Annotated in this window: 22 protein-coding genes; 10 read left to right on the top strand and 12 right to left on the bottom strand. The window is 71.9% G+C overall.

Annotation, left to right across the window (positions count from 1 at the left end):
* Together ACFYXE_RS14120 and ACFYXE_RS14115 are read right to left on the bottom strand one after the other, a co-directional pair.
* Positions 1 to 279 carry a DUF397 domain-containing protein gene (locus ACFYXE_RS14120; protein ID WP_389312212.1) on the bottom strand — a complete coding sequence of 93 codons (279 nt, stop codon included), beginning with the start codon at positions 277 to 279 and terminating at the stop codon, positions 1 to 3.
* On the bottom strand, positions 261 to 1,094 hold the full coding sequence (locus tag ACFYXE_RS14115) for a helix-turn-helix domain-containing protein (protein ID WP_389312210.1): 834 nt from the start codon (positions 1,092 to 1,094) through the stop codon (positions 261 to 263). Before ACFYXE_RS14115 ends, ACFYXE_RS14120 begins: the two co-directional genes overlap by 19 nt.
* Before the next feature lie 115 nt (positions 1,095 to 1,209).
* Here ACFYXE_RS14115 and ACFYXE_RS14110 point away from each other — a divergent pair, with 115 nt between their 5' ends.
* From ACFYXE_RS14110 to ACFYXE_RS14095, 4 genes are read left to right on the top strand one after another with little or no spacing between them, the layout of a single operon-like run.
* On the top strand, positions 1,210 to 1,434 hold the full coding sequence (locus ACFYXE_RS14110; RefSeq protein WP_389312208.1) for a hypothetical protein: 225 nt from the start codon (positions 1,210 to 1,212) through the stop codon (positions 1,432 to 1,434).
* Positions 1,431 to 1,652 (top strand): hypothetical protein, encoded by a 222-nt coding sequence (locus tag ACFYXE_RS14105; protein WP_389312206.1) that lies wholly within the window; start codon positions 1,431 to 1,433, stop codon positions 1,650 to 1,652. The genes ACFYXE_RS14110 and ACFYXE_RS14105 overlap by 4 nt, the downstream gene beginning before the upstream one ends.
* 58 nt (positions 1,653 to 1,710) lie before the next feature.
* Complete coding sequence (gene recO / locus ACFYXE_RS14100) at positions 1,711 to 2,463, top strand: DNA repair protein RecO (RefSeq protein ID WP_361169316.1); 753 nt, start codon at positions 1,711 to 1,713, stop codon at positions 2,461 to 2,463.
* 43 nt (positions 2,464 to 2,506) lie between these two features.
* On the top strand, positions 2,507 to 3,328 hold the full coding sequence (locus ACFYXE_RS14095) for an isoprenyl transferase (protein WP_389312204.1): 822 nt from the start codon (positions 2,507 to 2,509) through the stop codon (positions 3,326 to 3,328).
* 74 nt (positions 3,329 to 3,402) lie between these two features.
* Here ACFYXE_RS14095 and ACFYXE_RS14090 read toward each other — a convergent pair whose 3' ends face one another.
* Genes ACFYXE_RS14090 through ACFYXE_RS14075 form a run of 4 tightly spaced genes read right to left on the bottom strand, consistent with a single transcriptional unit; the run spans position 3,403 to position 6,571 of the window.
* A complete protein-coding gene (locus ACFYXE_RS14090) occupies positions 3,403 to 3,855 on the bottom strand; it encodes a Fur family transcriptional regulator (RefSeq protein ID WP_389312569.1) in 453 nt (150 codons plus the stop codon).
* Positions 3,856 to 3,872: 17 nt separating this feature from the next.
* The gene (locus ACFYXE_RS14085; RefSeq protein WP_389312202.1) at positions 3,873 to 4,763 is read right to left on the bottom strand and encodes a metal ABC transporter permease; all 891 of its coding nucleotides are present in this window, start codon (positions 4,761 to 4,763) and stop codon (positions 3,873 to 3,875) included.
* Between the two features lie 15 nt (positions 4,764 to 4,778).
* A complete protein-coding gene (locus tag ACFYXE_RS14080; protein WP_389312201.1) occupies positions 4,779 to 5,567 on the bottom strand; it encodes a metal ABC transporter ATP-binding protein in 789 nt (262 codons plus the stop codon).
* Positions 5,568 to 5,599: 32 nt separating this feature from the next.
* The gene (locus ACFYXE_RS14075; RefSeq protein ID WP_389312199.1) at positions 5,600 to 6,571 is read right to left on the bottom strand and encodes a metal ABC transporter substrate-binding protein; all 972 of its coding nucleotides are present in this window, start codon (positions 6,569 to 6,571) and stop codon (positions 5,600 to 5,602) included.
* Positions 6,572 to 6,735: 164 nt separating this feature from the next.
* Here ACFYXE_RS14075 and ACFYXE_RS14070 point away from each other — a divergent pair, with 164 nt between their 5' ends.
* Entirely contained in the window at positions 6,736 to 8,118 is a 1,383-nt protein-coding gene (locus ACFYXE_RS14070) for a glycine--tRNA ligase (RefSeq protein WP_361169299.1), read from the top strand.
* A 93-nt stretch (positions 8,119 to 8,211) separates the two neighbouring features.
* On the top strand, positions 8,212 to 8,424 hold the full coding sequence (locus ACFYXE_RS14065; RefSeq protein ID WP_389312197.1) for a hypothetical protein: 213 nt from the start codon (positions 8,212 to 8,214) through the stop codon (positions 8,422 to 8,424).
* On the opposite strand, the gene ACFYXE_RS14060 is transcribed toward ACFYXE_RS14065, so the two are convergent.
* Positions 8,357 to 9,232 (bottom strand): helix-turn-helix domain-containing protein, encoded by an 876-nt coding sequence (locus tag ACFYXE_RS14060; protein WP_389312195.1) that lies wholly within the window; start codon positions 9,230 to 9,232, stop codon positions 8,357 to 8,359. The two genes, ACFYXE_RS14065 and ACFYXE_RS14060, sit on opposite strands and share 68 nt — an antisense overlap.
* A gap of 79 nt (positions 9,233 to 9,311) precedes the next feature.
* Here ACFYXE_RS14060 and ACFYXE_RS14055 point away from each other — a divergent pair, with 79 nt between their 5' ends.
* The gene (locus tag ACFYXE_RS14055) at positions 9,312 to 9,785 is read left to right on the top strand and encodes a VOC family protein (RefSeq protein WP_389312193.1); all 474 of its coding nucleotides are present in this window, start codon (positions 9,312 to 9,314) and stop codon (positions 9,783 to 9,785) included.
* A gap of 48 nt (positions 9,786 to 9,833) precedes the next feature.
* Entirely contained in the window at positions 9,834 to 10,475 is a 642-nt protein-coding gene (locus ACFYXE_RS14050; RefSeq protein ID WP_389312191.1) for a class I SAM-dependent DNA methyltransferase, read from the top strand.
* Between the two features lie 28 nt (positions 10,476 to 10,503).
* On the opposite strand, the gene ACFYXE_RS14045 is transcribed toward ACFYXE_RS14050, so the two are convergent.
* From ACFYXE_RS14045 to ACFYXE_RS14035, 3 genes are read right to left on the bottom strand one after another with little or no spacing between them, the layout of a single operon-like run.
* Positions 10,504 to 11,088, bottom strand: coding sequence for a TetR family transcriptional regulator (locus ACFYXE_RS14045; RefSeq protein ID WP_389312189.1), 585 nt, complete (start codon positions 11,086 to 11,088; stop codon positions 10,504 to 10,506).
* A gap of 25 nt (positions 11,089 to 11,113) precedes the next feature.
* Entirely contained in the window at positions 11,114 to 12,130 is a 1,017-nt protein-coding gene (locus ACFYXE_RS14040) for an aldo/keto reductase (protein ID WP_389312187.1), read from the bottom strand.
* Positions 12,131 to 12,182: 52 nt separating this feature from the next.
* On the bottom strand, positions 12,183 to 13,613 hold the full coding sequence (locus ACFYXE_RS14035; protein ID WP_389312185.1) for an MFS transporter: 1,431 nt from the start codon (positions 13,611 to 13,613) through the stop codon (positions 12,183 to 12,185).
* A 132-nt stretch (positions 13,614 to 13,745) separates the two neighbouring features.
* On the opposite strand from ACFYXE_RS14035, the gene dusB reads away from it, so the two are divergent.
* The gene (dusB, locus tag ACFYXE_RS14030) at positions 13,746 to 14,885 is read left to right on the top strand and encodes a tRNA dihydrouridine synthase DusB (RefSeq protein WP_361169278.1); all 1,140 of its coding nucleotides are present in this window, start codon (positions 13,746 to 13,748) and stop codon (positions 14,883 to 14,885) included.
* 20 nt (positions 14,886 to 14,905) lie between these two features.
* Here the strand turns inward: dusB and ACFYXE_RS14025 are convergent, their stop codons facing one another.
* Together ACFYXE_RS14025 and ACFYXE_RS14020 are read right to left on the bottom strand one after the other, a co-directional pair.
* Positions 14,906 to 16,174 (bottom strand): cytochrome P450, encoded by a 1,269-nt coding sequence (locus tag ACFYXE_RS14025; RefSeq protein WP_389312183.1) that lies wholly within the window; start codon positions 16,172 to 16,174, stop codon positions 14,906 to 14,908.
* Positions 16,175 to 16,207: 33 nt separating this feature from the next.
* Complete coding sequence (locus ACFYXE_RS14020; RefSeq protein WP_389312181.1) at positions 16,208 to 17,587, bottom strand: glutamine synthetase family protein; 1,380 nt, start codon at positions 17,585 to 17,587, stop codon at positions 16,208 to 16,210.
* A gap of 467 nt (positions 17,588 to 18,054) precedes the next feature.
* Between ACFYXE_RS14020 and ACFYXE_RS14015 the strand changes: the two genes are divergently transcribed.
* Positions 18,055 to 18,846 (top strand): acetoacetate decarboxylase family protein, encoded by a 792-nt coding sequence (locus ACFYXE_RS14015; protein ID WP_389312179.1) that lies wholly within the window; start codon positions 18,055 to 18,057, stop codon positions 18,844 to 18,846.
* Positions 18,847 to 18,877: the final 31 nt, after the last annotated feature.

Genomic DNA, 18,877 nt, shown 5'->3' with positions numbered 1-18,877 from the left:
CTAGGCGCGGCCCGCGTACGCCACGAAGGCGGCCCAGGCGGCCGCGCCGACGACCAGGGCGGGGCCCCGGACCACCTTGCTGTCCCGTACGGGGACGACTCCGGGCACCCCGTCGGCGACCTCGACGCACGACTCTCCGCCGTCGCCGCCGCTGTACGTGCTCTTGCGCCAGCGGGCGGCGCCGGGGAAGTCGTACGCGACCTCGACGCAGTCGCCGCCCTCGCCGTTGCTGTAGCTGCTCTTGCGCCAGCGGGCGTTGCTCAGGTCGTACTCGTGCATCGTCTGTAGTCCTCAGCCGCCGATTCGACCAGGGCGAGGGACGCCTCCGGCGACAGCGCGGCGCCCCTGAGCAGATCGTATGCGCGCTGTGTCCTCATCACCACCGCCGGTTCGTCCACGAGCGTCCCCGAAAACGACGTCTCTGTATAGGCGGTTGGGGGCGCATCGTCGAAGTCCATCAGCTTCAGGGAACCGACCATGGCGGCGTGCGCTCCTGCCGCGTACGGAAGCACCAACACCAGCGCGTGCCGCTTCCGCATCAGCGTCGCCACGTGATCCAGCTGCGCGGCCATGGCGGCGTGGCCGCCCACCGGAATGTAGAGCGCGTTTTCGTGCAGCACCACCCAGTACTCGGGCCGGGTCGCGTCCTTGAGAATGCCCGCCCGTTCCAGTCGCGCGGCGACGATGTCGTCGACGTACGCGTCGGTGACGAAGGGGTTCGCCGCCAGCGTCACCGCTCGCGCGTACGCGGCCGTCTGCAGGAGGCCCGGGACCAGCGTGGGCGCGAACTCGCAGATACGCGTCGCCAGCCCCTCCAGCTCCACCACCGCCGCGAAGTAATCCGCATAGCGCTTGTCGTCGATCAGCTTGCGGCACATTCGCTCGAAAAAGCCGTCCGTCCGCAGGACTTCGTCGATGCGCTCCGCCACGTCCAACTGCGGTTTGCGAATTGCCTGTTCGAATTGGCCGATGTATCCGCCGGAAACGAAAACCCGTACCCCCAGCGCCGACTGGCTGAGCCCCGCGTCCTCGCGGCGCCGTTTCAGCTCGGCGCCGAAGAACTCCCAGGCCGCCTGCCTCGAACCATTGGCCATGGCCAACCGCCTTCCACTGCCTCGCAGTTGTAGAGGACAGACTGCTGTCGAGTCTAGGCGGCTGCCGTCACCGTAGGGGTGTGAAGAGTGAAATCCGGCAGCAAAGGGGAACCACGTGACGGCGGACGGAAAGCGCCACGCAGTGGTGTGCATCGAACAGGCGGAGGAAACCGTGAAGGAATTGCGCGACGCGCTCACGCAGGCGGGAATTACGCTGCCCTCGCTGGGGATCGACCCGGCGTCACTCGCGCGGGAGGCACCCTGTCCGCGGATCGAATTGGGCGGGTGCCGCGTCGACACCGCCGCGCGGCTCGCCGCGGCCCTGCGGAGGCCCGCGTGAGCGGCCACCTGCCGGTCGGCTCGTACGTGGTGGACACCCGCAACGGACTGGTCGGCCGGGTGATGGGCCACGAGGGCCCGTACGTGCAGCTGCGCCCCTACGGCGGAGGCCGGGAGTGGGACTGCGCGCCGGAGGCCGTGCGGTCCGCGACGACCGCGGAGCGGCTGCGCGCGGCGACCGCGTACGCGAACGCCCGGAGCCGGGGCGAGCGCCCCTGAGGCACCGGTCGGGGAGACCCGGGCCCGGGGACCCGGCGGCGTACGCGAGAATGGGCCCATGAGTCTGTTCCGCGACGACGGCATCGTGCTGCGCACCCAGAAGCTGGGTGAGGCGGACCGGATCATCACGCTGCTCACGCGCGGTCACGGGCGGGTACGCGCGGTGGCCCGCGGGGTGCGCCGCACGAAGTCGAAGTTCGGGGCGCGCCTGGAGCCCTTCTCCCACGTCGACGTGCAGTTCTTCGCGCGCGGCAGCGAGCTGGTCGGGCGCGGCCTGCCGCTCTGCACGCAGAGCGAGACGATCGCTCCGTACGGTGGCGGGATCGTCACCGACTACGCGCGGTACACGGCCGGGACGGCCATGCTGGAGACCGCCGAGCGCTTCACGGACCACGAGGGCGAGCCCGCGGTGCAGCAGTACCTGCTGCTCGTCGGGGCACTGCGGGTGCTCGCGCGCGGCGAGCACGCGCCGCACCTGGTCCTCGACGCGTTCCTGCTGCGCTCGCTCGCCGTGAACGGCTACGCGCCGAGTTTCACCGACTGCGCCAAGTGCGGGATGCCGGGCCCCAACCGCTTCTTCTCGGTCGCGGCGGGCGGCTCGATTTGCGTCGACTGCCGGGTGCCCGGCAGCGTCGTGCCGTCGGCGGAGACGCTCACGCTGCTCGGCGCGCTGCTCACCGGCGACTGGGAGACGGCGGACGCCTGCGAGGCGCGGCACGCCAGGGAGGGCAGCGGGCTTGTTTCCGCCTATCTGAGCTGGCACCTGGAGCGCGGACTGCGCTCCTTGCGGTACGTAGAGAAAAGCACGTGAGCACCTCGCGTGCGCACCACAGCTAGGTAGGAGAGAGCCCCCCATGGCACGACGCGGAATCCTCGGACGGTCCCGCCGCGAGTACGCGCTTCCCGAGCCGCACCCCTCGGGCGCGCGACCGCCGAAGATCCCCGGCGAGCTGGTGCCGCGGCACGTCGCGATCGTCATGGACGGCAACGGCCGCTGGGCCAAGGACCGCGGCCTGCCGCGCACCGAGGGGCACAAGGTCGGCGCCGAGCGCGTCCTGGACGTGCTGCAGGGCTCCATCGAGATGGGCGTCGGGGCCATCTCGCTGTACGCCTTCTCCACCGAGAACTGGAAGCGCTCGCCGGACGAGGTGAAGTTCCTGATGAACTTCAACCGCGACTTCATCCGCAAGACCCGCGACCAGCTCGACGAGCTCGGGGTGCGGGTGCGCTGGGTGGGCCGGATGCCCAAGCTGTGGAAGTCGGTCGCCAGGGAGCTGGAGATCTCCCAGGAGCAGACCAAGGACAACGACAAGCTCACCCTGTACTTCTGCATGAACTACGGCGGCCGCGCCGAGATCGCGGACGCGGCGATGGCCCTCGCCGAGGACGTGAAGGCGGGCCGGCTCAACCCGTCGAAGATCAACGAGAAGACGTTCGCGAAGTACCTGTACTACCCGGACATGCCGGACGTCGACCTGTTCCTGCGCCCCAGCGGCGAGCAGCGCACGTCCAACTACCTGCTCTGGCAGAGCGCCTACGCCGAGATGGTCTTCCAGGACGTCCTGTGGCCGGACTTCGACCGCCGTGACCTGTGGCGGGCCTGCCTGGAGTACGCCTCCCGCGACCGCCGCTTCGGCGGCGCGATCCCGAACGAGCAGCAGATCGCGGAGAGCTAGCCGCACACGCGAAGGGCCCCCGCCGTCCGACGGCGGGGGCCCTTCGCGTACCGCTGCTCGGCTGCTCGCCGTGCCTACTTGGCGCACTCCGCGCACGTGCCGAAGATCTCGACGGTGTGCGCCACGTTCACGAAGCCGTGCTCGGTGGCGATGGCCTCGGCCCACTTCTCGACGGCGGGGCCCTCCACCTCGACGGCCTTGCCGCAGACGCGGCAGACCAGGTGGTGGTGGTGCTCGCCGGTCGAGCAGCGGCGGTAGACCGTCTCGCCCTCGTTGGTGCGCAGGGCGTCGACCTCGCCGGCGTCGGCGAGGGACTGGAGGGTGCGGTAGACCGTGGTCAGACCGACCGAGTCGCCCTTGTGCTTGAGCATGTCGTGCAGCTCCTGGGCACTGCGGAACTCGTCCACGTCGTCGAGTGCCGCGGCCACCGCCGCACGCTGGCGGGTCGACCTGCCTCGAACCGGGGCTCCCACGGTTGCCTCCTCGAATCTGCGCTCTGGTCTGGGCCTGCCGGGCCATTGTGCCAGGTCGCCCCCGGCGCAGGTCAGGTCTTGGCCACCGGCTGGGCCGGGACCGTGCATTCCGCGGGATCGCCCGCCGCCTCCGCGGCGGCCACGGCCCGCGCCCTGCGCCTGGCCAGCGGTGTCGCGAGCACGGTCAGGGCGATGAAGACGCCGATGGTGAGCAGCACGATCGTCGCGCCGGGCGGCACGTCCTGGTAGTACGACGTGACGGTGCCGCCGAGCGTCACGGCCACGCCGATCGCCACCGAGACGGCGAAGGTCGCCGCGAAGCTCCGGGTGAGCTGCTGGGCGGCCGCGACCGGCACGACCATCAGCGCGGAGACCAGGAGCAGGCCCACCACGCGCATGGCGACGGTGACGGTGACCGCGGCGGTGACGGCGGTGAGCAGGTTCAGGGCGCGCACCGGCAGACCGGTGACGCGGGCGAACTCCTCGTCCTGGCTGACCGCGAAGAGCTGGCGGCGCAGGCCGAGGGTGACGACGACCACGAAGGCGGCGAGCAGGCAGATCGCCGAGACGTCCTCCTCGGAGACCGTCGAGAGCGAACCGAACAGGTACGACTGGAGGTTCGCGTTGGAGCCGCCGGGGGCGAGGTTGATGAACATGACGCCGCCCGCCATGCCGCCGTAGAACAGCATGGCCAGGGCGATGTCGCCGCGGGTCTTGCCGTACCAGCGGATCAGCTCCATGACGACGGCGCCGACGATGGCGACGGCCGTCGCCATCCACACCGGGGACGTCGAGAGCAGGAAGCCGAGGCCGACGCCGGTCATCGCCACATGGCCGATGCCGTCGCCCATCAGGGCCTGGCGGCGCTGGACGAGGTAGATGCCGACGGCGGGCGCGGTGACGCCGACCAGGACGGCGGCGAGCAGGGCCCGCTGCATGAAGGCGTAGTCGAGGATTTCCATCGTGCGTGCTCGCCCTCAGGTCAGCAGGCCGGTACGGACCGGCTCCGCGTCGGCGGTGTGCGGGTGGACGTGGTCGTGGCCGGGCAGCGCGTGCTGGCCGACGGCCTTCGGCGGCGGCCCGTCGTGCAGGACGCAGCCGTCGCGCAGCACCACGGCGCGGTCGATCAGCGGCTCCAGCGGGCCCAGTTCGTGCAGGACGAGCAGCACGGAGGCGCCGGCCGCGACCTGCCCGCGCAGGGTGGCGGCGAGCACTTCCTGGCTGGCCAGGTCGACGCCCGCCATCGGCTCGTCCATGATCAGCAGCTCGGGTTCGGCGGCCAGGGCACGGGCGATCAGGACCCGCTGGTGCTGGCCGCCGGAGAGGGCGTTCACGGAGTCCTTGGCGCGGTCGGTGAGGCCCACCAGGTCGATGGCGCGGGCCACGGCCTCGCGGTCGGCCCTGCGCAGCACGCCGAAGCGGGCCCGGGACAGCCGCCCGGAGGCGACGACCTCGCTGATCGTGGCGGGCACGCCGCCCGCTGCGGTGGTGCGCTGCGGGACGTATCCGACGCGGGCCCAGTCGCGGAAGCGGCGGCGCGGGGTGCCGAAGATCTCGACCTCGCCGCCGGTGACGGGGACCTGCCCGATGACGGTGCGCACGGCCGTGGACTTGCCCGAGCCGTTCGCGCCGAGCAGGGCGACGACCTCGCCGCGGCGCACGGTGAGATCGATGCCGCGCAGCACGGGGCGCGAGCCGAGCTCGGCCGTCACCTTGCGCAGGGATATGACGGCTTCGCCTTCGCCGGAACCGGCTGTCTCGCTCATGGCTCGTGCCTCCGTAGCCGCGGAAGTGGGGGTCACTTGGCGCCCAGGGCCTTCTGCAGCGCCGTGAGGTTGGCCTCCATGACCTGGATGTAGTCGTCGCCCCTGGACTTCTCGGTGATGCCCTCGATGGGGTCGAGGACGTCGGTCTTCAGGCCGGCGTCCTTGGCGAGGGTCTTCGCCGTCTTGTCGCTGACGAGCGTCTCGTAGAAGACGGTGGTGACCCCGTCGGCCTTCGCCATCTTCTGGAGGTCCTTGACGCGCTTGGCGCTGGGCTCGGCCTCGGGGTCGAGGCCGCTGATGGCCTCCTCGGTGAGGCCGTAGCGCTCGGCGAGGTAGCCGAAGGCGGCGTGGGTGGTGATGAAGACCTTGGAGTCGGTGTTCTTCAGGCCGTCCTTGAAGGACGAGTCCAGGCCATCGAGCTTCTTGACGAGCTTCGCGGTGTTCTTCCTGTACGCCGCCGCGTTGTCCGGGTCGGCCTTCTCCAGGGCCTTGCCGACGCCCTCGGCGACCTCGGCGTACTTCACCGGGTCCAGCCAGATGTGCGGGTCGGCGCCCTCGTGGGAGTGGCCGTGGTCGTGGCCCTCGTGGCCCTCTTCCTCGTGCTCCTCGGCGTGCCCGCCGACCTCGTTGCCGTGCTTCTCCATGCTGGTCAGGGAGGCGGCGTCGACCTTGTTCTTGATCCCGGACTGGTCGATCGCGTCGTCCACGGCGGGCTGCAGGCCCTTGAGGTAGAGCGCGACGTCCGACTCCTCGAGCCGCCCGCGCTGCTGGGCGGAGACGTCGAGGTCGTGCGGCTCCTGGCCGGGCTCGGTGAGGTTGGTGACGGAGACGTGGTCGCCGCCGATCTGCTCGGCGAGGTACTGCATCGGGTAGAACGACGCCACCACGTCCAGCTTGCCGTCCTTGTCGCTCGCGGCCGATGTGGAGCAGGCGGTCAGGGCCGTGAGGCCGAGGACCGTGGCGGAGGCAAGGGCGGCGGTGGGTATGAGGCGTCGTACGTTCATGACACTCATTTTCAACAAATGTGGAAACGATTGTCAACAAGGGGTCCCCGGGAGCGCTCACGGGGAACCGATTTGATTAGGGGGGTAAGGCCGCCGGTAACCTGAAGCATTCGCTCCCGGAGCGCGTATTCCCGCTTCGCCCGCCGTCGTCTGAAGAGAGCACCGTGGCCGCCGACAAGATCGACACCATCGTCAGCCTGAGCAAGCGCCGTGGCTTTGTTTTCCCCTGCAGTGAGATCTACGGCGGACAGCGTGCCGCCTGGGACTACGGTCCGCTCGGCGTCGAGCTGAAGGAGAACCTGAAGCGCCAGTGGTGGCGCTACATGGTCACCTCGCGCGAGGACGTCGTCGGCATCGACTCCTCGGTGATCCTGGCGAGCGAGGTCTGGCAGGCCTCCGGCCACGTCGCGACCTTCTCCGACCCGCTCACCGAGTGCCTCTCCTGTCACAAGCGCCACCGCGCCGACCACCTGGAAGAGGCCTACGAGGCCAAGCACAACCGCCCGCCGGCCAACGGCCTCGCGGACATCAACTGCCCGAACTGCGGCACCAAGGGCCAGTTCACCGAGCCCAAGCAGTTCTCCGGCATGCTCGCCACGCACCTCGGCCCGACCCAGGACAGCGGCTCCGTCGCCTACCTGCGCCCCGAGACCGCGCAGGGCATCTTCACCAACTTCGCCCAGGTCCAGCAGACCTCGCGCCGCAAGCCGCCGTTCGGCATCGCGCAGATGGGCAAGTCCTTCCGCAACGAGATCACGCCCGGCAACTTCATCTTCCGGACCCGCGAGTTCGAGCAGATGGAGATGGAGTTCTTCGTCAAGCCGGGCGAGGACGAGAAGTGGCAGGAGTACTGGATGGAGCAGCGCTGGAACTGGTACACCGGCCTGGGCCTGCGCGAGGAGAACATGCGGTGGTACGAGCACCCGAAGGAGAAGCTCTCCCACTACTCCAAGCGCACCGCTGACATCGAGTACCGCTTCCAGTTCGGCGGCAGCGAGTGGGGCGAGCTGGAGGGCGTCGCCAACCGCACCGACTACGACCTGTCCGCGCACTCCAAGGCGTCGGGCCAGGACCTGTCCTACTTCGACCAGGAGGCCGGCGAGCGCTGGACTCCCTACGTCATCGAGCCCGCGGCCGGTGTCGGCCGCACCATGCTCGCCTTCCTCCTCGACTCCTACATCGAGGACGAGGCCCCCAACGCCAAGGGCAAGCTGGAGAAGCGCACGGTCATGCGCTTCGACCACCGCCTCGCCCCGGTGAAGGTCGCGGTCCTGCCGCTGTCCCGCAACCCGGAGCTGTCGCCGAAGGCGAAGGGCCTGGCCACCGCCCTGCGGCAGAACTGGAACATCGAGTTCGACGACGCGGGCGCCATCGGCCGCCGCTACCGCCGCCAGGACGAGATCGGCACGCCGTACTGCGTCACCGTCGACTTCGACACCCTCGACGACAACGCGGTCACGGTGCGCGAGCGCGACACCATGAAGCAGGAGCGGGTCTCCCTCGACCAGATCGAGGGCTACCTCGCGACGCGTCTCGTGGGCTGCTGACCACGGACGACCGCTGAGTGACATCGGGCAGCCCCCGGTTCCGGGTGACGGAGCCGGGGGCTTTCCGTGCACACCGAGGGCACACTGGGGCGCATGCTTCCCATGACCACGAGCAAGGTCAGACGGTGGGACCAGCACGGGCGCGAGCACGTGGTCCAGGTCCAGAAGGCGGGCATGCAGCGGCAGTTGAGCTGCGGGACCTGCGACTGGCGCAGGAAGGCGCAGTTCCTGCCGTGGCTCAAGGCCGAGGAGCACCTGGAGGTGGCGCACCAGGCGACGGTCGACCCGTCGGCCTCCGCCCGCTAGTGGGGCGGGGCGTCTGGACGAGCAGGGCCGCGTCCGGTGCCTGCGGGGCGAGCAGCAGCGTCATGTCGTACGCCCGGGGGAGGCGCTCGCCCGGCACGGTGATCCCGACCGTGCGCGGCGCGAAGTCGCCCACCGAGCGGCAGGCCCACCAGTGCGCCAGGTCCGGCCGCGCGGCGTGCAGGCGCGGGGCGAGACGGCCGAGCGCCGAGGAGCCCGGACTGCGGTCGGCGCGGGTGCGGAAGTGCCGGTACAGGTCCATGGCGACCGGCTCCCAGCCGGGCAGCAGCCGCTGGTGCCGCGCGTCGGTGACGAGCAGGAGCAGCAGATTGCGCCGGTCCTCGGCAAGCTCCGCCGGATCGGGCCACAGCGCCGCGTGGGCGCGGTTCCAGGCGAGGACGTCCAGGCCGGGTCCCAGGAGCAGGGCGGGGCTGTCCGGCCAGCTGTCGAGGAGGGCGCGCAGGCCGCTGTCGCACCCGGGGTCCCGGTCCGGCGGGCCCTGCGGCACGGGCGCGAAACCGGCGAGGGCCAGGGCGTGCCGGTGGGAGACGGCGTCCAGGCGCAGGGCGCGCGCGACGGCGTCGAGCACCTGGCGCGAGGTGTCGACGCGGCCCTGTTCCAGCCAGGTGTACCAGGCCACGGAGACGCCCGAGAGCGCGGCGACCTCCTCCCGGCGCAGCCCCGACGTGCGGCGCCGGGAGGTGCGCGGCAGCCCCACCTCCTCCGGGGCGAGCCGCTCGCGGTGGGCCCGCAGGAACCCGCCCAACTCCCGCCGGACCGACGTCTCGTGCTCCGCAGCCGCTGTCGCCATGCCCTCAGCCTATGACCCGTACTCACCCCTACACATGCCCTGCTGGCAGCCCGGGCCCGGGCGGCGCAGGCTGACTCCCATGACCGACACGCCAGTTGAGACCCCCGGACCCGCCGCCGGCACCCCCGCCCGCGAGACCCCCACGATGTGGCGCCGCCGCAACGACTCCACGGACCTGGCCGAGCCCCGCCCCTTCCTCCGCGTCTACACGGGGCCGGGCACGCTGGACGCCGTCGCCGCGTCCTACGAGCGGCTGCTCGGCACCGAGCGGGACATGTGGTTCGCGTACCCGGAGAAGCACCTCGCCCTCGCCGTGGTCGGCGCCTTCCTGCTGATCGAGGGCACCCCCGAGACCCTGGAGCCCTTCCGCGCGACCCACGGCACGCTGCTCGTCGACTCGGCGCAGGCGTACCTGGACCGGCTGGTGGCCGAGGGCGCGGAGATCACCGACCCGCTGATCGAGGTGCCCACCGGCTCGGGCTTCACGGCCCGGCACCGGGACGGCACGGTGATCGAATACGTGGAGCACCGGCCGACCGCGGAGGGGCTGTAGCGGGGGCGCGGCCGGGCGGATGTCAGAGGCGGCCTCTAGGGTCCGCCTGTGACTGAATCCTCCACCCACCTCGGCACGACCGCGAACGCCTACGACTCCGTCGCCGTGCGGTACGCCGCGATCCCGCGCGACGACCTCGAAGCCCCCTCCCTGGACCGCTCGTTCCTCGCCGCGTTCGCCGACCACGTGCGGGCGGACGGCCCGGGACCCGTCGCCGAACTGGGCTGCGGCCCCGGCCCCGTGACCGCCCTGCTGCACGAACTGGGCCTGGACGTGCACGGCGTGGACCTCTCCCCGGTGATGATCGACCTCGCCCGCGAGGCCTACCCGGACCTGCGGTTCGAGGTCGGCTCCATGGACGCCCTCGACCTGCCCGACGGGACGCTGCGCGGCATCGTCGCCTGGTACTCCGTCATCCACGCACCCGCCGGGCACCTGCCCGCCTACTTCGCCGAGTTCCGCCGGGTGCTGGCCCCCGGCGGGCGTCTGCTGCTCGCCTTCTTCGAGTCGGAGGGCGGCCCGCTCACCGCCTTCGACCACAAGGTGACGACGGCGTACCGCTGGCCGGCCGACGCCCTCGCCGCGCTGGCCCGCACCGCGGGCTTCACGGAGACCGGCCGCATGCTGCGCGAGCCGAAGGAGGGCGAGCGGTTCCGCAGGGGGCACCTGCTGATGCGGCTGCCGTCCTGACGCGGGACGCGCGCGGGCGCCGGGCGGCTCAGGCCCGCAGGCCGCGCAGGGCCAGGTCGAGCACGGCCTCGAAGGCGTCCTCGATGCCGGGGCGCGACCAGTGCGCGGCGTAGGACGGGTCGTGGAAGCGGGAGGTGGCGTCGAAGACGGCGCGGGCGGACGTCGCCGGGTCGGCGGAGGCGAAGTCGCCGCTCGCCACGCCCTGCCGCACGATCGCGGCCAGCTGGCCGGTGAGATCGGCGATGTGGTCGTCCACCACGTCGCTGTTCTCGCCGGTCAACACCGTGTAGGTGGCGAACAGTTCGGGATCGTCGCCCGCCTTGTGCTGCTTGGCGTCGAAGAGGCCCGCGAGCCACTGCCGCAGCTTGGCCGGGGGCGGTTCGGTGCCGGTGACGATCCCGGCGAGCGCCACGGACGTACGGTCGAGCCACCGCTTGGTGACCGCGCCGCGCAGCTCCGCCTTCGTGCGGAAGTGGCGGTAGACGGTGCCGTGGCTCACCCCGAGGGCGCGGGCCACGTCGACGACCGTGGCCTTGGCCGCGCCGTGCCTGCGCAGCACCTCCTCGGTCGCTTCGAGGATGCGCTCGGGGGTCAGGGGAGCCGCGGTTGCCATGGCATAGACCGTACCCGCGGGCGGCTCAGTGCTCGCTGTCGAGGTGTGCCATCTGCGCCTGGGGGTAGCGCGCCCCGGCCGCCGCGCCCGCGGGCACGGCCGCCTCGATCGCCGCGAGGTCCGCGTCGTCGAGCGTCATGTCCAGGGCGCCGAGCGCTTCGTCGAGCCGGTCCCTGCGGCGCGCGCCGACCAGCGGCACGATCGCCGCGCCGTGCCGGGGGCCCTGGGCGAGCACCCAGGCGATGGCGGTCTGGGCGACGCTGACGCCCTTCTGCTCGGCGACCTTGCGCAGCGCGTCGACCAGGTCGAGGTTGCGGTCCAGGTTCTCGCCCTGGAAGCGGGGGCTCATCGCGCGGAAGTCGTTCGCCGCCAGCTTGCGGTCGCGGGTGAAGTGGCCGGAGATCAGGCCGCGCGAGAGCACCCCGTACGCGGTGACGCCGATGCCGAGCTCGGCGACCGTCGGCAGGATCTCCGCCTCGATGCCGCGGGAGAGGAGGGAGTACTCGATCTGCAGGTCGGAGACGGGGGCCGTGGCCGCCGCCCGGCGGATCGTGTCCGCGCCGACCTCGGAGAGGCCGATGTGCCGGACGTACCCCTTCTCGACCAGCTCGGCGATGGCGCCGACGGTCTCCTCGACCGGGACGTCCGGGTCGATGCGGGCGATGCGGTAGACGTCGATGTGGTCGACGCCCAGGCGCTGCAGCGAGTACGCCGCGAAGTTCCTGACGGCGGCGGGGCGCCCGTCGTAACCGGACCAGCCGCCGTCCGGGTCGCGCAGGGCGCCGAACTTGACGCTGGTCAGCGCCTGATCGCGGCGGGCGGCGGGGGCGCCGCGCAGCGCCTCGCCGATCAGCATTTCGTTGTGCCCCATGGCGTAGAAGTCGCCGGTGTCCAGGAGCGTGACGCCCGCTTCGAGGGCGGCGTGGATCGTGGCGATCGACTCCGCGCGGTCCGCGTCCCCGTAGAGCGCGGACATGCCCATGCAGCCGAGGCCGAGGGCGGAGGTGCGGGGGCCGTTGTTTCCGAGGGTGAGAGTACGCATGCCTCCACCATGACATGACAGATGACAGATTTCAATATCTGTCATCTGTCACTCACACCGTCTCCTCCGTCAGCCGCGCCGCGGCCCTGCGCGCCGACTCCTGGGCCCACCGCCCGCTCGTCAGGGCCCCGAGCGCCAGCACCGCGAGACCGCAGCCCGCGATGATCCACCAGGCCGGGCGGGCGGCCGCGACGAAGCCGTCCGCGTACGAGGACGAGGCGACGCCCGAGGCCAGCACCGCGCCGATCACCGCCACGCCGAGGGTCGTGCCGATCTGGCGGCTGGTGGAGGCCACCGCGGCGGCGACGCCCGCCTGGGCGCGGGGCATCCCGGAGACCGCGGTGTTGGTGATCGGCGCGTTCACGAAGCCGAAGCCCAGGCCGAAGAGGAGATAGCCCACCAGGCGCGGCCCGTCGGAGGAGGCCGCGTCGAAGGCGGCGAAGAGCACGCCCGACGCCGTCATCGTGGCGCCCGCGAGCAGCAGCGGGATGCGCGGCCCCCGGCTGCCCACGAGCCGCCCCGACAGCGGCCCGCAGACCAGCGCCATCGCCGCGATGGGCAGCATCCACAGCCCGGCGTGCAGCGCGTCGAGACCGCGCACGTCCTGGAGGAAGAGCGTCGACAGGAACAGGAAGCCGCTGAGCGCGGCGAAGGCGCTGACGGCGATCACCGTCGCCCCGCTGAACGGCGCCGACCGGAAGAAGCGCAGGTCGATCAGAGGCTCCGCGCGCCGCGGCTCGTAGCGAAGGAGCCCGAGGAGGCCGAGCAGCGCGGCGCCCGCGAAGGCGAGGATGAGTGGGGAGGTCCAGCCCGCGCGGGGCGCCTCGATGATCGCGAAGGTCAGCGCGCCGAGCAGCACGATCACGAGCAGCTGCCCGACGGGGTCGACGCGGCGCGGCCTCGGGGCGCGGGACTCGGGGACGTAGCGCAGCGTGAGCAGCAGCGCGGCGAGGCCCACCGGCAGGTTGACCAGGAAGATCGAGCGCCAGCCGACCGTGTCCACGAGGGCGCCGCCGACCAGCGGGCCCGCCGCGAGCGAGATGCCGGCGACGCCGCCCCAGACCCCGATGGCGCGGGCGCGCCCGGCGGGGTCGGTGAACGTATTGGTGATGATCGACATCGCCACCGGGTTGAGCATCGAGCCGCCCACCGCCTGCACCATCCGGAAGGCCACGAGGGACTCCAGATTGGGCGCCAGCGAGCAGAGCGCCGAGCCGAGCGTGAAGATCACCAGGCCGGCCACGAAGATCCGGCGGCGGCCGATCCGGTCGGCGGTCGAGCCCGCCAGCATCAGGAGCGAGGCGAGGACCAGCGTGTACGCGTCGACCGCCCACTGCATGCCCGAGACGCTCGCGTCGAACTCCTTCTGCAGGGTCGGCAGCGCGACGTTCAGGACCGTGTTGTCGAGGGTGACGATCAGCAGGCTCATGCAGCAGATCGCGAGGACGAGCAGCCGTCTGCGGTGGGTGAGTTCATCGGCCATCTTTCGACCGTAGTCCGCCGCCGCCCGCGGACCCCGGAGCGGGGCCCTCCGGGCCGGTCGGGGCGGCCGGGTCCGGGCCGCCCGCGCGTGAGGGACAATGAAGGGTCCCGTCGTCCGTCCCGGAGATCATCGATGCCGTCCCAGCCGCAGCCCCTGTCGATCGGCCCGCACACCGTGCAGCCGCCCGTCGTGCTCGCCCCCATGGCGGGCATCACGAACGCGCCGTTCCGGACCCTGTGCCGGGAGTTCAGCGGCGGCAAGGGCCTCTTCGTCAGCGAAATGATCACCACCCGCGCCCTGGTGGAGCGCAACGAGAAGACGATGCAGCTGATCCACTTCGACGAGACGGAGAAACCCCGCTCGATCCAGCTGTACGGCGTCGACCCGGCGACCGTCGGCAAGGCCGTCCGCATGATCGCGGAAGAGGACCTGGCCGACCACATCGACCTGAACTTCGGCTGCCCCGTCCCCAAGGTCACCCGCAAGGGCGGCGGCTCCGCACTCCCGTACAAGCGCCCCCTGCTGCGCGCGATCCTCAAGGAAGCCGTCAGCGGCGCGGGCGACCTGCCCGTGACCATGAAGATGCGCAAGGGCATCGACGACGACCACATCACCTTCCTGGACGCGGGCCGCATCGCCGTCGAGGAGGGCGTGACGGCCATCGCGCTGCACGGCCGCACCGCCGCCCAGCACTACGGCGGCACCGCCGACTGGGACGCCATCGCGCGCCTCAAGGAGCACGTCCCCGAGATCCCGGTGCTCGGCAACGGCGACATCTGGTCGGCCGCCGACGCGGTCCGCATGATGGCCGAGACCGGCTGCGACGGCGTCGTCGTGGGCCGCGGCTGCCTGGGCCGCCCCTGGCTCTTCGGCGACCTGGTGGCCGCCTTCGAGGGCACGGGCGCCCCGCAGGCCCCCGGCCTGCGCGAGGTCGCGAAGGTCATGCTGCGCCACGCGACGCTGCTCGGCGAGTGGATCGGCGACGAGGCGCGCGGCGTCATCGACTTCCGCAAGCACGTGGCCTGGTACCTCAAGGGCTTCTCGGTCGGCTCCGAGATGCGCAAGCGCCTCGCGATCACCTCCTCGCTCGCCGAGCTGGCGGACGGCCTGGCCGAGCTGGACCTCGACCAGCCGTGGCCGGACGGCGCCGACGGCCCGCGCGGCCGCACCTCCGGCAACAACCGCGTGGTGCTCCCGGACGGCTGGCTGAAGGACCCCTACGACTGCGCGGGCATCAGCGAGGAAGCGGAACTGGACACCTCCGGCGGCTGACCGGCGTCTGCGCGGGCCGCTCAGGCGAGCGTCACCGTCACGGGCAGCTCCTTGATCCCGTTGACGAAGTTGGACCGCACCCGCCGCACCTCGCCGGTGACCCTGATGTCGGCGAGGCGCGGCAGCAGCTCCTCGAACATGATCCGCATCTCCAGGCGGGCGAGGGAGTTGCCGAGGCAGAAGTGCGGGCTGCCCTTGCCGAAGGTGACGTGGTCGTTGTTCTCCCGGGTGACGTCGAAGCGGTACGGGTCGGGGAAGACGTCCTCGTCGCGGTTGCCGGAGGCGAACCACAGCACGACCTTGTCGCCCGCCCTGACGGACTTCCCGCCGAGCTCGACGTCGCGGGTCGCCGTGCGCCGGAAGTGGTAGACCGGCGAGGCCCACCGCAGGCACTCCTCGACGGCCCCCGGTATGAGCGAGGGGTCGCGCACGAGCCGGGCCCGCTGCTCGGGGTGCTCGACGAGGGCGAGCATGGAGTGCGAGATGGCGTGCCGGGTCGTCTCGTTCCCGGCGACGACGAGCAGCAGGAAGTAGTTGTCGAAGTCGGTGGGGGAGAGCGGGACCCCGTCCCGGGGCGAGCTGTTGACCAGCGCGGTGACGAGGTCGTCCCCGCGCCCGCCGCGCCGCCGGGCGGCCAGCTCGCGCCCGTACGCGAAGACTTCCAGCGCGGCGGGGGAGCGGAAGGGGAGATCGCGGTACCGCGCGCTCTCCGCGCTGTCCAGGAGCACGTCGGCGTAGTCGGGGTCTGTGTTGCCGATGATGCGGTTGCCCCAGTCGATGAGCTGCCGGGTGTCCTCGTCGGGGACGTCGAGCATGCGCGCGAGCACGTTGATGGGGAAGTCGGCGGAGATCTCCCGCACGAAGTCGAAGGACCCCTTGGGCAGGGCGGCGTCCAGCGTGCGGGCGGTCAGCCCCCGCAGGAACGTCTCGTACGTCGCCACGGCACGCGGCGTGAACCGCTTCTGCAGGATGAGCCGCAGCGCCCGGTGCCGCAGCCCGTCGGTCTCCAGCAGCGAGCGCCGCTGGGCGATGCAGTCCTCGTCCACCTCCTCCAGATTGGTGAACCGCTCCGAGGTGAAGGTCTCGGGGTCGCGGTCGACCCGCACGATGTCGGCGTGCCGGGTGACCGCCCAGAAACCGGAGTTGGGCGCGGGCTCGGGCTGCCAGTGGACGGGATCCTCGCGCCGCAGCACGTCGAACATCCGCCAGGGCAGCGCCCGGTCGGTGAACCGGTCGTTGTCGGCGAGGTCGACGTCGGCGAGGGAGAGAGGCGGACCGGCCATACGCATGCGACGCACTCCTTGCTTCGTTCACCGGGGCGGTCAGATGAGAAAGGCGTACTCATCGAACTCCCAGTCCGTGACGGCGTGTTGATACCGGTCGATCTCGTCGCGCTTGTACGTCAGGAACGCCCGGACGAACTCCGCGCCGAGCAGCCCGGTCAGCGCCTCGTCGGCCGCCAGGGCGTCCAGGGCCTCGGGCAGGGTGCCGGGCAGCCGGGGCGCGGCGGTCTCGTCGTAGCCGTAGCCCGCCAGCGGGTCGGGCGGTTCGGGCCGGTCGCGCAGCCCGAGCAGCACGGCGGCGAGGGTCCCGGCGATCAGCAGATAGGGGTTGGCGGAGGCGTCGCCGAGGCGCAGCTCCAGGCGGGTGCCCGGGCCGCGCTCGGGCGGTACGCGGACCATGGCGCTGCGGTTGTCCAGGCCCCAGTCGATCAGCCACGGGGCGAGGGTGTCGGGTCCGAAGCGCTTGTAGGAGTTGACGGTCGGGTTGAGCAGCGCGGCGAGCGCGGGCGCGTGCCGGAGCACGCCGCCGATGGCGTGCCGTGCGGTGCCGGAGAGCCCGCCGGTGCCGTCCGGGTCGTCGAACACGTTGCGCCCGGCGGCGTCGACCAGCGACAGGTGCACGTGGAACCCGGACCCGCCGAGTCCGTTGAAGGGCTTGGCCATGAAGGTGGCGAGGCGCCCCTCGTGGCGGGCGGTCTCCTTGACGGCCGCCTTGAAGAGGAAGGCGCGGTCGGCGGCGTCCAGGGCGCCGGAGTGCCCGAGGTTGATCTCGAACTGCCCCCCGTCGAACTCGTGGTTCCCGGCGATGACGCCGATCCCGAGACGGTCCAACTGCCGCAGCGTACGCAGCAGATGACCGTCCGGGTCGCCGCGCCGACCGGCGCTGTACACGTTCCCCGTGGCGCGGCCGTAGGGGGTCCACCCCGAGGGGGTGCCGGGGGCCGCGTCGCAGAGGAAGTACTCCAGCTCGGGCCCGACGACGGCGGAGAGCGCGTCGTCCGTGTACGCGCCGGCCCGGTCGATCACCCGCCGCAGCAGGGCGCGCGGCGACTCCGGGGCGGGCTCGCCGGTGAGCGGGTCGACGCTGTCGCCCAGGCACCAGGCGACGCCCGGCTCCCACGGCAGCGGCTTCAGGGTGTCCAGGTCCGGCTGTACGCAGATGTCCGGCAGCCCCGCGTCGAGCCCGCCCGCGACGGGGACGACGCCGCCCCGGGGCGTGGTGTGGTAGACCGCGCGGCAGAACGACAGCCCGTGCGCGCAGGCCTCCGGCAGGTGTCCGACCAGGACGTCACGGCCCCGGTCCACCCCGATGAGGTCGGGGTAGACGACACGGACGACGTCCGTACCGGTGCTCCGCAGATTCTCGACGGTCTCCGCGACGGCGCCCCCGCGCCGCGGCCCTGAGCTCGCTCCACTCACCCGGGTCCCCCTTCCTGGGGGTACGACACGCCAACTTGTTTGACCTCAAACGGTATTCAGGACACCCCCTCCCCACAACCCCTCACGCGAGGTTCGAAGGCCAAGATCTTCTGGGGTCCACCCCCACCGCCCCGCACCCACAAGCGAGACACGAGGGGACGCACGGGCCCCCGCCGGCCCGCACCCGAGACGGACGCCCCCACCGGGCCGCACCTGCACGCGAGACGCGAGGGGACGTGGGGGTATGTGCGCACGGAGCACCGAGCGCACCATGGCGTCTTTGTTCGTGCAGCGGGGCGCAGGGATAGCGAGTACGCACATACCCCCGCGGCCCCGCCCCACGAACCGAGCCGAGGCGCAGACCCAAGCCGAACCCCACGCCCGACGAGAGGCCGAACCACCCCATGGGCCCAGGGGCCAGAATCCCGTATCGTACGGCCTCAAACGAACCCCGAAAGGCCCAGCCCATGACCGGAGTTCAGGGATTCCTCCCGCCCAGGACCGCCACCGGCAGGTCCGCCATCGTCCCCCCACCCCCCTGGCACTACTCGGGCGACCTCCTCACCATCGAGTACCGCACCGACCCCGCCCACGTCCGCGCCCTCCTCCCCGCCCCCCTGGCCCCCGCCCCCGACGACCCCGGCGCCGTCGCCCTCATCTGGGCCGACTGGCAGTCCTGCGGCGCCGACCGGGCCGAACTCCTCGACCCCGTCCGCGCCCAGTACAAGGAGTGCTTCGCGGTCGTCCGCTGCGCCTACCGCGGCCGCACGTACTCCCGCTGCGCGTACATCTGGGTCGACAAGGACTTCGCCATCGCCCGCGGCAACCACCAGGGCTACTCGAAGAAGCTCGGCTCCATCCACCTCACCCGCCCCCACCCCTACGGCCCCGCCCCCCGCATCGAGCCCGGCGCCGTCTTCGGCGCCACCCTCGCCGCCGCCGACCGCAGGCTCGCCCAGGCCGTCGTGACGCTGCGCGCCCCGTCCGCGACCAACGGGTTCGTCAACGCCCACCCCATGGCCCACCACCGGCAACTCCCGTCCATCGACGGCAAGGGCCTGGCCCTGGACGAGCTGATCGAGTCGGGCGCGGCGGCCTTCGAGGGCGGCCCGGCGTGGTCGGGCGACGCCGACCTGGACCTCTTCGAGGCGCCCACGGAGGAGTTGGCGGCGCTGCGGATCGAGGAGCCGATCGGCGCGTACTACCGCCAGGTGGGCGTCACATGGAACGGCGGCACGCTCCTGGAGCGCGAGCTCTGAGAAAGGCCGCGGGACGGGGGCGCCGGAGCGG

The sequence above is a fragment of the Streptomyces sp. NPDC002564 genome, assembly GCF_042889645.1.
In the GTDB taxonomy this organism is placed as follows: Bacteria; Actinomycetota; Actinomycetes; order Streptomycetales; family Streptomycetaceae; genus Streptomyces.
The sequence above is the reverse complement of the archived record's forward strand: the minus strand, read 5'-3'. Positions and strand labels throughout refer to the sequence as shown.

Excerpts from the sequence above, each read along its gene's own strand:
- ACFYXE_RS14055 (WP_389312193.1), top strand. The coding sequence starts at position 9,312 with ATGACCGACACGCCAGTTGAGACCCCCGGACCCGCCGCCGGCACCCCC.
- ACFYXE_RS14015 (WP_389312179.1), top strand. The coding sequence starts at position 18,055 with ATGACCGGAGTTCAGGGATTCCTCCCGCCCAGGACCGCCACCGGCAGG.
- ACFYXE_RS14120 (WP_389312212.1), bottom strand. The coding sequence starts at position 279 with ATGCACGAGTACGACCTGAGCAACGCCCGCTGGCGCAAGAGCAGCTAC.
- ACFYXE_RS14035 (WP_389312185.1), bottom strand. The coding sequence starts at position 13,613 with ATGGCCGATGAACTCACCCACCGCAGACGGCTGCTCGTCCTCGCGATC.
- ACFYXE_RS14060 (WP_389312195.1), bottom strand. The coding sequence starts at position 9,232 with ATGGCGACAGCGGCTGCGGAGCACGAGACGTCGGTCCGGCGGGAGTTG.
- ACFYXE_RS14115 (WP_389312210.1), bottom strand. The coding sequence starts at position 1,094 with ATGGCCAATGGTTCGAGGCAGGCGGCCTGGGAGTTCTTCGGCGCCGAG.
- ACFYXE_RS14085 (WP_389312202.1), bottom strand. The coding sequence starts at position 4,763 with ATGGAAATCCTCGACTACGCCTTCATGCAGCGGGCCCTGCTCGCCGCC.
- ACFYXE_RS14065 (WP_389312197.1), top strand. The coding sequence starts at position 8,212 with ATGCTTCCCATGACCACGAGCAAGGTCAGACGGTGGGACCAGCACGGG.
- ACFYXE_RS14095 (WP_389312204.1), top strand. The coding sequence starts at position 2,507 with ATGGCACGACGCGGAATCCTCGGACGGTCCCGCCGCGAGTACGCGCTT.
- ACFYXE_RS14075 (WP_389312199.1), bottom strand. The coding sequence starts at position 6,571 with ATGAACGTACGACGCCTCATACCCACCGCCGCCCTTGCCTCCGCCACG.
- ACFYXE_RS14025 (WP_389312183.1), bottom strand. The coding sequence starts at position 16,174 with ATGCGTATGGCCGGTCCGCCTCTCTCCCTCGCCGACGTCGACCTCGCC.
- recO (WP_361169316.1), top strand. The coding sequence starts at position 1,711 with ATGAGTCTGTTCCGCGACGACGGCATCGTGCTGCGCACCCAGAAGCTG.
- ACFYXE_RS14040 (WP_389312187.1), bottom strand. The coding sequence starts at position 12,130 with ATGCGTACTCTCACCCTCGGAAACAACGGCCCCCGCACCTCCGCCCTC.
- ACFYXE_RS14080 (WP_389312201.1), bottom strand. The coding sequence starts at position 5,567 with ATGAGCGAGACAGCCGGTTCCGGCGAAGGCGAAGCCGTCATATCCCTG.
- dusB (WP_361169278.1), top strand. The coding sequence starts at position 13,746 with ATGCCGTCCCAGCCGCAGCCCCTGTCGATCGGCCCGCACACCGTGCAG.
- ACFYXE_RS14045 (WP_389312189.1), bottom strand. The coding sequence starts at position 11,088 with ATGGCAACCGCGGCTCCCCTGACCCCCGAGCGCATCCTCGAAGCGACC.